Genomic DNA, 14653 nt, shown 5'->3' with positions numbered 1-14653 from the left:
AATAACTCAGCGATGCACTGAATTATCAGCAACTTAATAACAAAATAGGTGACTACTTAACCAATCTGTAACGGTCAACAAACGGGTTTTTGCTTAAAGTAGCGGTACTAAAAATCTTGGAGTAATAAATGAAAAACATCACTGAAGCTATGAACTGGCGTTACAGCACCAAAGAGTTTGATGCCAATAAAAAAATATCAGCAGCAGACTTTCAAAGTTTAAAGGATATCCTACGACTTAGCCCATCAAGCACTAATATTCAGCCTTGGCATTTTGTAATCGCTGATGATGAGGCTGGCAAGTCACGTATCGCAAAAGGTACACAAGGGATGTTTGATTTCAACACGGCAAAGGTAGAGCAAGCCTCACACGTCATCATTTTCTGTAGTCGTATCTATGCTGACGATGAATTTTTGCATGAAGTATTGGATCAAGAAGATGCTGATGGTCGCTTCGCAGAACCAAAATTCAAAGAGCAAATGCATCAAGTGCGCAAAATGTTTTTGGACATTCGCCGTTATGAGCAAAAAGACGAGCCACATTGGCTGGTCGAGCAAGTGTATCTAAATATGGGCGCATTGTTGCTGGGTGCTGCTAATTTAGGCATTGATGCCGTACCGATGGAAGGTGCTGATCTAAAGGCACTCGATGAAGAATTTGAGCTACGTAGCAAAGGCTACACAGCCGTTGCCGTTATCTCACTGGGTTATCGTAGTGAAGACGATTTTAATGCAGATTTGCCAAAATCTCGATTGAGTGAAGCGAGCATAATTACTAAAGCGTAATGCCCGACTGGTATTTTTAACTGACTATATTGAACTCAAATAGCGTTATAAACGACCTGTTTATAGCGCTATTTTTTTTGCTAATAAAATGAGTTCTTGAGTTTCATTTATAAAATTGATAGTAAATAAGCGAAAGCGAATAGTGATAAGAAAAATTTTTTTAGATTAAAAACTACACTGTAATAACTACAAAGTAAAAACAAATCGACATTTCTAATAAGTCATAATAAATCGATTGGCGCGACTTTTAAGAAGCGTTTAACCCTATTTTTTTGATTATCTGCCAGCGAGAAGCCAGCATGTCTACCTTGAACTTAACCATTAATAAGCAAGATTATCAGCTCGAACATCTTGATCCACGCACGACCTTACTCGATGTCTGTCGTCAGTACCTCAAAATTACGGGGCCTAAAAAAGGCTGTGACCATGGTCAGTGCGGCGCTTGTACCATAATTATCAATGGGCGTCGGGTCAATGCCTGTTTGACCTTGGCAGTTATGCACGATGGTGATGACATTACCACGATTGAAGGTATTGGCATGCCCGAATCTTTGTCAGCGTTGCAACAAGCCTTTAAAGATAATGATGCGTTTCAATGTGGTTACTGTACCCCTGGGCAAATTTGTTCAGCAACAGCGTTGATCGATGAGATTAAACAAAACTGGCCCAGTCATGTCACTACAGATTTGCAAAATCCTAATGGGTTGCTGGTGCAAGAAATCGCTGAGCGTATGAGTGGCAATATTTGCCGCTGTTCTGCTTATCCCAATATTATTAAAGCCATTTCACAAGTACTCGAAAATCAAATGAATGATTCATCTAAAATTAACGCAGTGCAAAAATCAGAAGTAACGGGTATTTGGTCGCCACCACCTAGTGAAGCGCAGCTAGGTAGTCAATCTATGAAGAATAAGACGGCAACTAGCAGGTTAGGAGATCGCTCATGAAACGTTTCGAGTATAGCCGTGCTACCGCGCCAGAGCAGGCAGCCCAATTTGCTAGTGTAAAAGACGCCTCATTTATCGCAGGGGGTACCAACCTTTTAGACTTGATGAAGTTAGAGATTGAAACGCCAGTTAAGCTGGTGGATATCACTCGCTTAGCATTAGCTCAAATTGAGAAGACTACAGATGGTGGCCTACGCATCGGTACGCTAGTGACCAATAGCGACTTGGCCGCGCATTCTGAGGTCATTGCCAATTACCCAGTGCTATCACGGGCGATTTTGGCAGGTGCGACAGGACAGTTGCGTAATAGAGCGACGACGGGCGGTAATCTACTGCAACGTACTCGTTGTTATTATTTTTATCAGACAGACAGTGCCTGCAATAAACGCAACTCAAGTTCTGGTTGCCCAGCTATCAATGGTGAAAATCGTACCTTGGCAATTTTGGGTACTAGCGAGTCCTGTATTGCTCAACATCCATCTGATATGGCCGTCGCGATGCGCTTATTAGATGCCACTATTGAGACGTTAAACACGGATGGTTCAACGCGTACAATCGCGATTAAAGACTTTTATTGTTTGCCAAAAGACACGCCACATATCGAAAACGTTTTAGAGTCTGGTGAGCTTATCACTCATGTTGTGTTGCCAGCGCCCATCAAAGGCATGCACACTTATGACAAAGTGCGTGATCGCGCGTCCTATGCTTTTGCCCTAGTGTCTTGTGCCGCGATAATAGACGTGACTGATAATGGGTGTTTGGACACAGTGCGCCTAGCATTCGGCGGTATTGGCACTGAGCCATGGCGTAACGAAGCCGTTGAGGCATTGCTGACGGGTACTGATGGCAATGAAAATGTCATTAAACAAGCAGCGGACTTATTACTGAAAGAGGCTAAAGGTAGTGGTCAAAATGATTTCAAAATACCGCTGACTCGTCGTCTACTCAAACAAGTTATTCAACGCGCATTAGCGGGCAAGGGAGCATAATCATGTCATTATTGGACTCAGTATTTCCGTCAGAACCGACCAAAAGAATGATGATGAATGCGCCTGTCGAATCACTTTTTGACAAAACAGCGAGCAAGTTGGTGGGTAAGCCTATTAACCGAGTTGAGGGGTCGCTCAAGGTTAGTGGTCAAGCACCTTATACGGCAGAGATTCATTTAGACAATCAAGCCTATGGTGTTTTGGTGAGCGCAACGATTGCCAAGGGACGCGTTAAGGAAATTGATAGCAGCTCTTTAGAGGCTATTCCTGACATTATTAAAGTGGTGACCGATCCTGAGCACTTTTTACGCAATGCCCAACAAGGCGGTGCAACCAAATCACCTAAGCAAGGCGTCAGTGAGATTTTTTATCATGGTCAGCCGATAGCAGTTGTCATTGCTGAGACGTTTGAGGCGGCGACCGAAGGCGCAAAAGCGCTCAAAGTGACTTATGAGGATGAGACTGAGCAGGCGGCATTGAACTTTACGGCAGAGCTGCCAAATGCTCATGACGTTAATGAAAAAAAAGGTTCGGATAAAAATTCAGAAAAGGGCAATCCAGAACAAAGCCTCGCAAATGCTGCGGTAACCCTTGACCGCTTTTATCATACGCCAAGTCAAAACAGCGCAGCGATGGAGCCACATGCAACGCTTGCTCACTGGGAAGGTGAGAAGCTGATTATGTATTCATCTAATCAAATGCTTTCTTCGTGCAAAAAGCAAATCGTTGATGCATTGGATTTGGATCCAGAAAATGTACAATTAATTGCTCGTTATGTCGGTGGCGGTTTTGGTAGCAAGCTTGGTATTTCACCAGAATCCATAGCCGCCGCACTCGCAGCAAAAGAGTTGGGTCGTCCCGTGTTAATCACTATGACACGTCCGCAAGTAATGGAGGCAACGATTAGACGCTCAAACACGCGTCAACGCATCACAATTGGCTGTAGTGAAGACGGTATTATCGACACTATGATTCATGAGACGGTCTCTAGTAATTTGCCAGGAGAAGCCTTTTTTGAGCCAGCAGCACTCTCTACGCATTATTTGTATCGCGGTGACAATCGCCGGGTCAACTATCAGCAAGTAGATATGAACCAAGTATTGTCAGGCTCGATGCGTGCCCCCGGCGAAGCAGTCGGACAGATTGCCCTTGAGTGTGCGATGGATGAATTGGCAGAGCAACTCAACCTAGACCCTGTCGAGCTGCGCCGTCGCAATGAGCCTGAGCAAGATCCTAGTAAAGGCATCCCGTTTTCCACGCGTAAGCTTATCGCTTGTATCGATCAAGCGGCTGAACAGTTTGGCTGGAATCAACGCAATGCTAAGCCTGCCAGTCGCTTAGAAGGTGATTGGTGGATGGGCATGGGTATGGCAGCGGCAGCTCGCGGCAACAGCTTAGCGCCATCAGAAGCACGGGCGACCCTGCAAATAGATAACTCAAAAGCGCTGGGCGTCAAAGCCCTGATTGAGACAGACATGACCGATATCGGTACAGGTTCTTATACCGTATTTACTCAGGTTGCTGCAGATTTGTTAGGGCTACCAATAGATCATATTGAAATGAAGCTTGGTGATACCAGCTTGCCACCTGCGGTTGGTTCAGGGGGGAGCATGGGCGCTGCCAGTTCAGGCAGTAGTATTTATCTTGCCTGTCAGCAGCTACGTGAGATGATCGCAGAAAAAGTCGGTATATACCCTGACACCATTCAGCTGGATAACGGTCAAATTAAGCAGATAGGTGAGCATGATGCTAACTTTGTAGAAACAGTGGTAGAAACCGTCATAGAAGCAGGAAAAGAAAAAGTAGCAGGTTTGGGCGATAACATCGTAGATAAAGTGGCTGATTTAAAAGATAAATTAGCTGAAATAACTGGAATCTCACTAACTGAATCGAAAGAATATGACTTTAGTAATTTCCAGACTCATTCATTAGCCGATATTGTCGCTCAATATGATGACCAAAAACTCAGTGCCAAAGGTCAAATTGCACCGGGTAAAAACGCCAAAAGTCATCGCCAAGCGTCATTTGGTGCTAATTTTGCCGAGGTCGCTGTACACCGAGTGACTGGTGAAATACGCGTTAAACGTATGACTGGTGCCTTTGCAGCAGGGCGTATCCTCAATCACAAAACAGCGACCTCACAGTGCTACGGCGGTATGATATTTGGTATTGGTTCTGCATTGATGGAGCAGGTGATTCACGATAAGCGTGACGGTCGGCTATGTAATCATAATCTTGCAGAATACCATATACCAGTCAATGCGGATGTTCCTCAGCTTGATGTTATCTTGGTAGAAGAGGACGATCCGTATACCAATCCAATGCATATAAAAGGTATTGGGGAAACAGCCATTGCCGGTGCTGCCGCTGCTATTGCTAATGCCGTTTACAACGCCGTGGGTGTACGAGTTTATGACTTTCCTATTACCCTCGACAAATTACTTTATGAGCTACCAGAGTAGGTTTTTAGTCAAATAGATGGACAACATAAACTCGCTAATTGTAGTCGTTAGCGGGCTTTATAAACTGGTTTTATAAGTTGGTCATGATGGATATAGTTCGTATATGGACATCAATGATAGAGAGTATATAAGAGACATTATGAATCAAATTGCTGATATTCTTAAGCTGGCACGCGAGGCTCAGCAACAACAGGTCGACGCGGTATTAGCAACCGTCGTGCGTACCGAAGGGTCAGCCTATCGCCGCGCAGGCGCAATGATGCTTATCTGTGAAGACGGACGTTCGGTCGGAATGATTAGCGGTGGCTGCTTGGAGCCGCATATTATCAAACGTGCTTTTTGGCTCACGCGTGATGGTGCAAACGTGCAAGTTTACCAAACGGGTGACGACATCGAATATGCTGAAAATGGTAATGTGCCAGCAAGCGTATTAGAAGAGGGTTTTGATTTTAATAGAGGCAGTGATAATAAGGGCACAGATCATAAATACGATGAACAAGATATTGATTTGGACGAGTTAAATTTTGGATTAGGCTGTAATGGGCGCGTACATGTGTTGTTTGAAAGGCTGGCAACGGCAATGCCTTTGTTAAATGTCATCAGTCAGGTTCGTCAGTCTCAGCAGCCGGTAACGGTAGCAACTTTAATCCGCTCTACAATCCATTTTAACAACCAAAATAATCCAAACTCTCAACTTCAAATTGGTTTGCGTCTTAACCTAGATAATTATATCAAGTCAGGAAAACTCACCGCTATCGACGCTAATAATTCAGATAAAGTGGTATCTAATGCTTCAAGCACAGTTATCCATGCTATTGAAAGTTTATCCGAATATAAACTTCTCCATAAAAATGCTGAGTACGTCATTGTAAAAGATGACAATGACGATTTAGCCACAGAATGGCTGATTCAGCGCCTACAACCACAGATACGTTTGCTGATTTGTGGTGCTGGCAATGATGTGATGCCGCTAGTTACGATGGCAAAGCTGCAAGATTGGCATGTGACAGTGGTAGACAGTCGAGCGCAATATGCCACGCAGCGGCGTTTTCCTCAGGCAGATAGAGTGATGGTACTGGCGTTAGATGATAGTGACACTTTACTAAAAATAAGTAAAAATGCCGCTATTGCTTTAATGTCGCATAGTCTCAGCCAAGACCGTGCTCGCCTTGGCGTATTATTAGAGCATGCTAATCACTATAAATATCTTGGACAACTAGGACCACGCTACCGTACCGAGCGCTTAATCGAAGAAATTAGTACAAGGCTTACAAATCCTGCCAGTTTAAACCTAGGCATCAAAAAACTGCATTATCCGATTGGCTATAAGCTGGGCGGAGATGGACCTGAAGCTTTAGCACTGGGTATCATGGCACAAGTCAATGCGGTCGTGCATAATCAAAACCTCTTAGCAGAAAACTCAGACACTCATCTGCCAAACACTAACTTTACAACGCTATTTTCTACGCATATTAATTCTATAGAGACGACTGCTATAAGTGCTCGTGCATCGACAAGTTTATCATGAGCCGCGACGCATCTATTTTAGCATCTACGCAACTAAAGCCAATAAATCTATCAAAGCTACCAAACCATGCGGTCATTATTTTGGCCAGTGGACTGAGCCTGCGTTTAGGTCAAGCAAAACAGTTACTGTGTAAAGATGGCGAACCCTTAATTTGCTTCATGACCAAACTCGCACTTTCTACAAAACCGCAAGCAATTATTATAGTCATTCCTGATAATCAACCATCAATAGCCAGTGCGATCAATGAATTGGCTTTTCAGTACTCTATGATTCAAATGGTCGTAAATCCTACGCCTGAAATAGGTATGGCGTATAGTTTGAATTTGGCTATTGATGCAGTCATGCAGTTAACAAGCTCATTAATCGAGCGCGTCGTCATTATGGGTGTTGATCAAGTTTTACTCGATGAGCAGCATTTAATGGGACTGCTGGCAGGTAAGGAGTTAGTGGTAGCAAGTGAATATAGTAGCTGGCAGCATTTAAATAATATGAATTTAAATGAAACGTCTGCTGCCACTGTATTGAAGCAAAACATTATCGGTTTACCTTTAACGATTGATTATGATTTACTCAGAGAGTGGCAAGCATTGCTGGTAGGCGATAAGGGGCTGCGTTATTTAATTAGAGGTTTGCCGCCCAGTCAGATAAGTACCGTTGTTAATCATCAAATGAGCTATGATATCGATACTCCTGAGCAACTTGCTCATGCTAAGCAAAAAGGCTGGCTGGATAAATAGTATTAATAGTGTCAATCCATAAGTGATAAAAATGATAAATGTGATAGAAACAGAACGTCTTTACCTCAGGCAATGGCAAGCAAGTGACTTTGCTGTTTTTGCTGAAATAAATGCTGATCCTGAAGTAATGAAATATTTCCCCAAGTTATTAACGCCTAAAGTAAGTGACATCATCGCTAGTAAATGCCAGCAGCTTATTGCTAATCAAGGCTGGGGGCTTTGGGCCGTCAGTTTAAAAGATAGATCAAAAGAGCATGGGGCTTTTATCGGTTTTGTTGGCTTGAATGATACCCACGCAGATATGTCTTTTGCTCCGGCTGTCGAGATTGCATGGCGACTACATAAAGATTATTGGGGACAGGGCTATGCTACCGAGGCGGCGCGTGCGGCGCTGAATTTTGCTTTTACTGAGCTGTCGCTCGATGAGGTTGTGTCATTCACAGCGGTTATTAATAAACGCTCGCAATTGGTTATGGAGCGCCTTGGCATGATGAATACCCGAGCCAACTTCTACCACCCAGCCCTTGACTCTAACCATCGGCTGGCTGAGCATGTACTGTATAACATGACGCGGCAACAGTGGGAAAATCAGTTAGCAGGCTTGTGACCACAAATCAATGCCCACACTCTGATATTAACAGGACTACTCGAAGATATTACTACCGTTATACAACACAAGGTAAGGTTTGCGATATAATTTATTTTCTATTAAATGTAAAATAAGGTCGTCTTATGAATCGTACATTATGGTTAGTCATTGGCATCATTAGTATTCTTGGCGGTATCTTTGCATTTTTTAATCCTCTTAGTGCCACTTTGGCCGCTGAGCAGTTAGCAGGTTTTATCTTTCTTTTAGTGGGTGTTTTACAGTTCATTGCCCTATTTCGAGCACATAGTACCACTGGAAAAGTGCTGGCGGCCATCGGCGGTGTACTTGGTGTATTGATTGGTATTGAGTTATTACAAGATCCGTTGCAAGGCATATTAACCTTGACCATGGTAATTGCTATTTTATTTATGGCAACAGGTATAGTCAGAGTTGTTGTTGCTTTCGGTCTCCGTAGGACAGTGGCTTTTGTCCCAATATTACTCTCAGGTCTGCTCTCGATTATATTGGCTATCATGATATTTACCAGTTATCCGCAGTCAGCGACGTATATTCTTGGCATACTGTTGGCCGTCGAGTTGATATCTAACGGCATATCATTAATTATGTATTCACGTATACCATCAATTGTGGTGCGCAATATATAAATGTAGTTCTAGGGCGTGTTCTCAATTCAATTGATCATATCTAAACGGGCTAAAAATGGCTAAATTTTGCCAAACATCGTTAAATAGCTGGTTAATATCCCGATATTATCTGCGCTATTTTCCTCGTTTGACGGCAATTTAAATCATTTTTATCACCATTTTTGAAATGAGGACACGCCCTAGCAACAAACAAAAAAGACGCTATTTAAAGCGTCTTTTTTTTATTTCATAATTTATTTGAATATCACATCTTAATAATGCGTAAAGCCTAAGGGCAATTTGTAATACCTTATCCTTGTATACAAATCGTATTAAATCGGCTATAGCAGAAGAGGAAAGAAAAAAATATATTGAAAGTAAAGCAGATGTGAGAGATTGAAAGAAGTGCGCTTAGTTTGATATAAGCGCACTGGTCAGTATGGCAGCGTGCCATACTGATATTTAATGGTATATCAAGCGGTTTGGTTGATTTAGCTAAGAAATCTTAAGCCAGACGTTTTCAATGCCCATACCATCTCAACAAAGGCGCGGCTATTAGTCAAAGGCTCGCCATCGATGATGAGGGCGTAACCTGACCCATCAATCCATAAAAACACAAAGCTAGTCTCAGGAATCAGTAAGTCAACTTGTTGAAAAAACGAGATGGCTTGGCTTTCGACCGCCCAGCCGCGTTGTTTTTGGCGAATCATAAAACCTGAAAAGTCAGCAGCTGCAACACTTAGCATGTCCGCTTCTTCTTGGCTGTAACCGATTCGTGCTAGGCAAAACCCTTCATCAGAGCCAATAGCGGCACGGCGTTTACCGGATAAGCTGGCAACCACATACGGTAAAAACTGATCCAACGGCAGATTGGGTGCGGGTAACAACAAAGACAGCTTTTCAATCCAGCCGTGTTCTATAAAGCTCTGTAGCCATTCGTCAGAATAACGCTCAAGCCAATCAGCGGCGAGCAACGTCTCCCCATAGGACATTAAGTCTTGTAATGACAGCTGTTCATCAGTGGGCTCACTTTGTGAAAATGCCTCAAAAATACCGGCTGGAGTGAGGGTTAGATACGTTTTATCAGCATTTAAGTAAGAGGACATAGCGGCTACCATTGTGATGAAAGGGTTAAATCGGCGATAAATTAGGTCTTGATGGTCTGATCAAGATGCTGTTGACAGTTGTTCCAGCGCTCATCGAACTGCCAGTCGCTTTTACCCAAGCGAAACCATACTAACGAGAAGGCAAGTCGATCATTGCGAGCGATACAGTGAGCAAAGAATTCGTTTTCGATCTGCTCAATCGTGCCCCAATCTTTATCTTCACGCGCTTGCATGAGCTCAGCGGTGATGTCTTTGGATATTTCTTTGGCGTCATCGCTACTGATAAGCAATCGCTGTTTTTGCTCATTGAGAGACGGCGATATCAGGACACTCCAGCGAGTCGCCAGCATACTATTGCGTTGAATATATCGCTTCTTATTAATACAATCGCGAAACCCTTGCTGGACATGAGGGTACAAGCGATCTTTAATACGCGTAAACAGGTTATTTACATCGTAAGGAATGTCATACCAACAGCCATAAAAAAAGTCTGCGACGGCACCTTGCAGCGGCTCTTTTTCGGTTAAAAGTAATGCGGCATTGATACGTTGTTCATGAAAATGACGGTTATTGGGTGCCAAAAACACTTTACGCGAATATAAACGAAATACTCGGCGCGCTTCCATCTCATTTTCTTTAATAAGGTCTAAATCAGACATAATAGTGTCCTTTACGTCATAGTGTCTATTGTATGGCTAACAGCTTATGGCTAATATTGTATGGCTAATATTGTATGGCTAATATTGTATGGCTAATATTGTATGGCTAATATTGTATGGCTAACAGCTTATGGCTAATATCGTATGGTCAAAATGATATAGCCACTATTGAGCGACAATAGCCTATGACTTCACTAAGCGAAACGGTGCGGCGTGCCAATTAATAATTAATAATTAATCAAGTAAAGTTTGCATCAAATCTATCATAAATTCAGCATCTTCTTCATCCATGGCTTCAAACCCTTGAGGCATGCCAAGTTCAGCCAATGCTTCTCTACCATCGTCATCATTATGCAAGTTCAGGATCGCATTCATGAATATTTCTGTATCAGGAAAGCCATCTTTAATCAGTAATACATGGCTAATATCTGCCAAATCACTTTCGATTAGCACTGACAGCTGAGTTTTGGTCAAGCGTGAAAAGCTATGAAAAATCTCTGCCAAGAAGAAAGCCGCTTGAGCATCACCTTTGATGACTTTACGGGCAGCTGCCTGATAAGTTTCAGTGATATCCCAGTTAAGGTCAGACTCTTCTATATCCACAGCTTCTAGCAAGCGTAAGCCAATCAGCTTAACATCACGGTTGTCTGCCATTGCTACGGTCGCACCCGCTTTAATGTCTTCTAAGCGCTTGATATCACTGTTTGCCGCAGCAGCAATGACCATCTCATCCGATTTGCCGATAGGGCGTGCAACAGCGCGATAGCCTTGTTCACGGATCAAAGTAGCTGCATCAAATGGGTTGGCATAGATAACTTGAATGTCACCTGCCTCAATGATTTTCTCTTGTTCAGCATGTGAGGTAGGTATATTCAGATGCATATTTAGGTTGGCACGTTTTTGAATCAAAATATTAAACATGTGCCAGCCTGCAAAACGCTCAGGAGAAAAATCAGGGGCGATTAACATATTGTGTGTCGTCATGATTTAGCCTTCCTCATTTTGATTCATTTGGGCATACTGAGCCATCGCAGCTTCGATTTTGCTACGTGATGGCTTACGGCGTACCGAGGTATAACCCACTGTTTCGCCGCGACGAATGTTTGGCACAACGGTCGCATAGACCCAATAGTGACTACCATCTTTGCATAAATTCTTAACGTAGCCATGCCATTTTTGCCCCGCCGCTGCGGTATCCCATAAATCTTTATAAGCGGCTTTTGGCATATCAGGGTGGCGCAAAATAGATTGTGGCTGACCAATAAGCTCATCAACGCTGTAGCCACTGATTTCGACAAAAGCATCGTTGACGTGAGTCAGCACACCATCCAAATCGGTACGCGATACAATCAGCTTGCCATCAGGATAAGGGCGTTCAATACCAGTATCATAGACAGTCCGCGATGTACCATCATAATAAGTCAGAGTAATCTGCTCAGCGGGCATATCAGGCTTATGTGCATCAGGGATTGGAGAACCCATCGTAATCTCCTTTATTTATCGTTATATTTATAATGATTAAAAAGCCAATCTGGTGTGGTAGTTGTCGACAACATCATGTTGCCTTTCAGCTCAGTCGTCGTCCCAATATTTATCAGGCCATTATTCCACACAAATAATGTGTGCCATCTTAAATATTTTTTATGAGACAGTCACTTCATTTTGATTTAACGTCATATTTATCAGTCGCGCTATGTGCTATATGACGTTAAATAATAAAAAATGTGTTATCGACAAAAATCTAAATTTACCAGTTAGATAAGTTTTGCAAGGGCTTCTGAGGCACGCTTGATATCTAAGAATATCAAACCAAGTTTTGCATTTGGTTTTGCCATAATGGTAAGTACCGCTTCATCTCCAGATGAGGTCATAATCACGTAGCCTTTTTCACCTTGAATCATAATACGATCGATACTACCACGTGCCAACTCACGACCTGCGCGGTCACCCAATGACAATAAAGCCGCTGACATAGCGCCAACACGGTCTTCATCAACGCCCGTTGGTAGTGCTGAGGCAATCATCAGACCATCGTTAGAAATAAGGGCAGATGCTTCAACATCGGCTGATGAGCTGTTTAGGTCTTCCAAGATTTGCTGGAATGAATCTGTACGCATATCGCTTTCTCTATGACGGGTTATTAAATTGATAAAATAACAGTGAGTAATGGTGGAGAATAAATGTTGACTAAGTCGGCTATTATAAACCCTTGCTGTTAATATTGATATACATCAGCTCGAGCAAAAAGCCAAGTTTTTGGGTTTTTTATACCGTTTGGTGTTGATTATTGACCTTTCGTCTTTACTTAACGGTTATCAATACACAAATTTCCATTAATATTTGATTTATTGACCGATTAGAAAAACGAAAATTTTTTAGTAATACAGGACTATTTTTAGCACAATCAATGAGATCTGTAAGCTCATCAGTCGGCATCTCAAGGTGCTATGCAAAGGCGTACTCTAGACTATACCAATAAAAATCGCTTATAACTTTTCATGATGGTGATATTTACTAGACTTATACGCCTCAAAAATGATATATATTATGAGATAAAAAATGTTCTTGTCTCTGAATGTGGCGTCTAGGCATAAATTCAGTCAGCTTTTTTAATCCCATTTGTCTCTACACAAGCCAGCGTGTCGGGGCAATTTCAGTTTTACACCAGTGTCTACAATCCTCTCGTTTGTTGTCATACGACGTGACATCGGTGTAAGTAAGCACGATCACCATTTTTACCCTAAGGAAAAGATATGAGTATCAGTCAGGCCATCGAAAAAGTCGAAGCGCGTTACGCCCATCAACCTGAATTCGTTCAAGCGGTAAAAGAAGTTGCAATTACGATTGCGCCGTTATACGACGCCCACCCAGAATATGATACTTTTAAAATATTTGAGCGCCTCGTTGAGCCTGACCGCGTTATTGCTTTTCGTATTAACTGGGAAAATGACCAAGGTGAAGTTCAGGTTAACCGCGGCTGGCGTGTCCAGTTCAGCAATGCCTTAGGTCCTTATAAAGGTGGCGTGAGATTTCATCCGACTGTCAACCAATCTGTGTTGAAGTTCTTAGGCTTTGAGCAAATATTCAAAAACGCTTTGACTGGATTGCCAATGGGCGGTGGTAAAGGTGGCTCTGATTTTGATCCTAAAGGCAAAACAGACAGTGAAATCCGCCGTTTTTGCTATGCCTTTATGCGTGAGCTACATCACTATGTGAATAAAGACATCGATGTGCCCGCTGGTGACATTGGCGTGGGTGGGCGTGAAGTCAGCTATATGTTTGCTATGTATAAGAATTTAACGCACGAATATGGCGGTGTTTTGACCGGTAAAGGCGTTGGCTTCGGTGGCAGTTTGATGCGTACTGAGGCGACAGGTTATGGCGCGGTGTATTTCTTAGAAAACATGCTTACGGCGCAAAATGACGATATCAAAGGTAAGAGAGTATTGGTTTCAGGTGCTGGTAACGTCTCATTACATGCTGCTGAAAAAGCACATATGCTGGGCGGCATCGTCGTCACTGTGTCAGACTCACAAGGGACTTTGTATGATGAAGCGGGTCTGAATCAAGAAAAAATTGATTGGCTCAAGGCGCAAAAAGCAAAAAGCAAACCGTTGGCTGAGTACGTCGATGTTTATGGTGGAGAGTGGTTTGCGCAGCAAAAGCCGTGGCAATTCAAAGGTGACATCGCGATTCCATCTGCGACGCAAAACGAAGTCAATGAAGAAGATGCCAAGCTCATGGTTGAAAATGGCATCACATACGTTGTCGAAGGTGCCAACATGCCATTGACTGCTGAAGCCATCGACTATATTCGTTTGCACCGGGTGCATTATGCCCCAGGTAAAGCCGCCAACGCGGGCGGTGTAGCAGTGTCTGCGCTTGAGATGTCACAAAACTCAGTCCGTCAGTATAAGAGCTTTGAGCAAATCGACTTGCGCCTCAAAAATATCATGCGAAATATCCATGACTGCGCAGCTGATGCCTCAGAACAGTATGGTCAAACGGATAATGGCTATATCAACTATATGGCTGGTGCCAATATCGTTGGCTTTAAACGAGTTGCTGATGCATTGGTTGCTTACGGTATTTTAAACTAAGTACTTTTATCATAGCCACCTATTAACGAATAACGCGTCTGTTTTAACGATAGGCGCGTTTTTTATGGATTAACCCTACCGTGAGCAGTCAAAGTGGTTTTTATGAA

General features: G+C 42.9%; 14 protein-coding genes. 9 read left to right on the top strand and 5 right to left on the bottom strand.

Annotated elements, in window-relative coordinates:
- Nucleotides 1–128 precede the first annotated feature (128 nt).
- The 8 genes from nfsB (at nucleotide 129) to ACT3S4_RS02475 (ending at nucleotide 8702) form a co-directional block, all read left to right on the top strand.
- Nucleotides 129–785, top strand: coding sequence for an oxygen-insensitive NAD(P)H nitroreductase (nfsB, locus tag ACT3S4_RS02510; protein WP_444760371.1), 657 nt, complete (start codon nucleotides 129–131; stop codon nucleotides 783–785).
- Nucleotides 786–1084: 299 nt separating this feature from the next.
- Nucleotides 1085–1732 (top strand): 2Fe-2S iron-sulfur cluster-binding protein, encoded by a 648-nt coding sequence (locus ACT3S4_RS02505; RefSeq protein WP_444760370.1) that lies wholly within the window; start codon nucleotides 1085–1087, stop codon nucleotides 1730–1732.
- The gene (locus ACT3S4_RS02500; RefSeq protein WP_444760369.1) at nucleotides 1729–2721 is read left to right on the top strand and encodes an FAD binding domain-containing protein; all 993 of its coding nucleotides are present in this window, start codon (nucleotides 1729–1731) and stop codon (nucleotides 2719–2721) included. Before ACT3S4_RS02505 ends, ACT3S4_RS02500 begins: the two co-directional genes overlap by 4 nt.
- Before the next feature lie 2 nt (nucleotides 2722–2723).
- Nucleotides 2724–5183, top strand: a complete 2460-nt coding sequence (locus ACT3S4_RS02495; RefSeq protein WP_444760368.1) for a molybdopterin cofactor-binding domain-containing protein — start codon at nucleotides 2724–2726, stop codon at nucleotides 5181–5183.
- 139 nt (nucleotides 5184–5322) lie between these two features.
- Nucleotides 5323–6711, top strand: coding sequence for an XdhC family protein (locus ACT3S4_RS02490; RefSeq protein ID WP_444760367.1), 1389 nt, complete (start codon nucleotides 5323–5325; stop codon nucleotides 6709–6711).
- Complete coding sequence (locus ACT3S4_RS02485; RefSeq protein WP_444760366.1) at nucleotides 6708–7448, top strand: NTP transferase domain-containing protein; 741 nt, start codon at nucleotides 6708–6710, stop codon at nucleotides 7446–7448. Before ACT3S4_RS02490 ends, ACT3S4_RS02485 begins: the two co-directional genes overlap by 4 nt.
- 31 nt (nucleotides 7449–7479) lie before the next feature.
- Nucleotides 7480–8055 (top strand): GNAT family N-acetyltransferase, encoded by a 576-nt coding sequence (locus ACT3S4_RS02480; RefSeq protein WP_444760365.1) that lies wholly within the window; start codon nucleotides 7480–7482, stop codon nucleotides 8053–8055.
- A gap of 125 nt (nucleotides 8056–8180) precedes the next feature.
- Nucleotides 8181–8702 (top strand): HdeD family acid-resistance protein, encoded by a 522-nt coding sequence (locus tag ACT3S4_RS02475; RefSeq protein WP_314884212.1) that lies wholly within the window; start codon nucleotides 8181–8183, stop codon nucleotides 8700–8702.
- A gap of 470 nt (nucleotides 8703–9172) precedes the next feature.
- Here the strand turns inward: ACT3S4_RS02475 and ACT3S4_RS02470 are convergent, their stop codons facing one another.
- From ACT3S4_RS02470 to ACT3S4_RS02450, 5 genes are all read right to left on the bottom strand, one after another.
- A complete protein-coding gene (locus tag ACT3S4_RS02470; RefSeq protein ID WP_045444387.1) occupies nucleotides 9173–9787 on the bottom strand; it encodes a hypothetical protein in 615 nt (204 codons plus the stop codon).
- A gap of 41 nt (nucleotides 9788–9828) precedes the next feature.
- Nucleotides 9829–10446, bottom strand: coding sequence for a hypothetical protein (locus ACT3S4_RS02465; protein ID WP_055124631.1), 618 nt, complete (start codon nucleotides 10444–10446; stop codon nucleotides 9829–9831).
- 234 nt (nucleotides 10447–10680) lie between these two features.
- A complete protein-coding gene (locus ACT3S4_RS02460; protein ID WP_193216818.1) occupies nucleotides 10681–11430 on the bottom strand; it encodes a PhnD/SsuA/transferrin family substrate-binding protein in 750 nt (249 codons plus the stop codon).
- Nucleotides 11431–11433: 3 nt separating this feature from the next.
- Nucleotides 11434–11928: a PAS domain-containing protein gene (locus ACT3S4_RS02455; protein ID WP_055124629.1), complete on the bottom strand. Its 495-nt coding sequence runs from the start codon at nucleotides 11926–11928 to the stop codon at nucleotides 11434–11436.
- Between the two features lie 272 nt (nucleotides 11929–12200).
- A complete protein-coding gene (locus ACT3S4_RS02450; RefSeq protein ID WP_010201036.1) occupies nucleotides 12201–12563 on the bottom strand; it encodes a roadblock/LC7 domain-containing protein in 363 nt (120 codons plus the stop codon).
- 636 nt (nucleotides 12564–13199) lie between these two features.
- Here ACT3S4_RS02450 and gdhA point away from each other — a divergent pair.
- Nucleotides 13200–14546: an NADP-specific glutamate dehydrogenase gene (gene gdhA, locus ACT3S4_RS02445; protein WP_201502734.1), complete on the top strand. Its 1347-nt coding sequence runs from the start codon at nucleotides 13200–13202 to the stop codon at nucleotides 14544–14546.
- Nucleotides 14547–14653 lie beyond the last annotated feature (107 nt).

This window comes from Psychrobacter sp. AOP30-A2-5 (assembly GCF_052378115.1).
GTDB lineage: Bacteria > Pseudomonadota > Gammaproteobacteria > Pseudomonadales > Moraxellaceae > Psychrobacter.
The sequence above is the reverse complement of the archived record's forward strand: the minus strand, read 5'-3'. Positions and strand labels throughout refer to the sequence as shown.

What these genes read in the sequence shown, in the direction of transcription:
- nfsB (WP_444760371.1), top strand. Translation starts at nt 129, where the DNA reads ATGAAAAACATCACTGAAGCTATGAACTGGCGTTACAGCACCAAAGAG.
- ACT3S4_RS02505 (WP_444760370.1), top strand. Translation starts at nt 1,085, where the DNA reads ATGTCTACCTTGAACTTAACCATTAATAAGCAAGATTATCAGCTCGAA.
- ACT3S4_RS02500 (WP_444760369.1), top strand. Translation starts at nt 1,729, where the DNA reads ATGAAACGTTTCGAGTATAGCCGTGCTACCGCGCCAGAGCAGGCAGCC.
- ACT3S4_RS02495 (WP_444760368.1), top strand. Translation starts at nt 2,724, where the DNA reads ATGTCATTATTGGACTCAGTATTTCCGTCAGAACCGACCAAAAGAATG.
- ACT3S4_RS02490 (WP_444760367.1), top strand. Translation starts at nt 5,323, where the DNA reads ATGAATCAAATTGCTGATATTCTTAAGCTGGCACGCGAGGCTCAGCAA.
- ACT3S4_RS02485 (WP_444760366.1), top strand. Translation starts at nt 6,708, where the DNA reads ATGAGCCGCGACGCATCTATTTTAGCATCTACGCAACTAAAGCCAATA.
- ACT3S4_RS02480 (WP_444760365.1), top strand. Translation starts at nt 7,480, where the DNA reads ATGATAAATGTGATAGAAACAGAACGTCTTTACCTCAGGCAATGGCAA.
- ACT3S4_RS02475 (WP_314884212.1), top strand. Translation starts at nt 8,181, where the DNA reads ATGAATCGTACATTATGGTTAGTCATTGGCATCATTAGTATTCTTGGC.
- ACT3S4_RS02470 (WP_045444387.1), bottom strand. Translation starts at nt 9,787, where the DNA reads ATGTCCTCTTACTTAAATGCTGATAAAACGTATCTAACCCTCACTCCA.
- ACT3S4_RS02465 (WP_055124631.1), bottom strand. Translation starts at nt 10,446, where the DNA reads ATGTCTGATTTAGACCTTATTAAAGAAAATGAGATGGAAGCGCGCCGA.
- ACT3S4_RS02460 (WP_193216818.1), bottom strand. Translation starts at nt 11,430, where the DNA reads ATGACGACACACAATATGTTAATCGCCCCTGATTTTTCTCCTGAGCGT.
- ACT3S4_RS02455 (WP_055124629.1), bottom strand. Translation starts at nt 11,928, where the DNA reads ATGGGTTCTCCAATCCCTGATGCACATAAGCCTGATATGCCCGCTGAG.
- ACT3S4_RS02450 (WP_010201036.1), bottom strand. Translation starts at nt 12,563, where the DNA reads ATGCGTACAGATTCATTCCAGCAAATCTTGGAAGACCTAAACAGCTCA.
- gdhA (WP_201502734.1), top strand. Translation starts at nt 13,200, where the DNA reads ATGAGTATCAGTCAGGCCATCGAAAAAGTCGAAGCGCGTTACGCCCAT.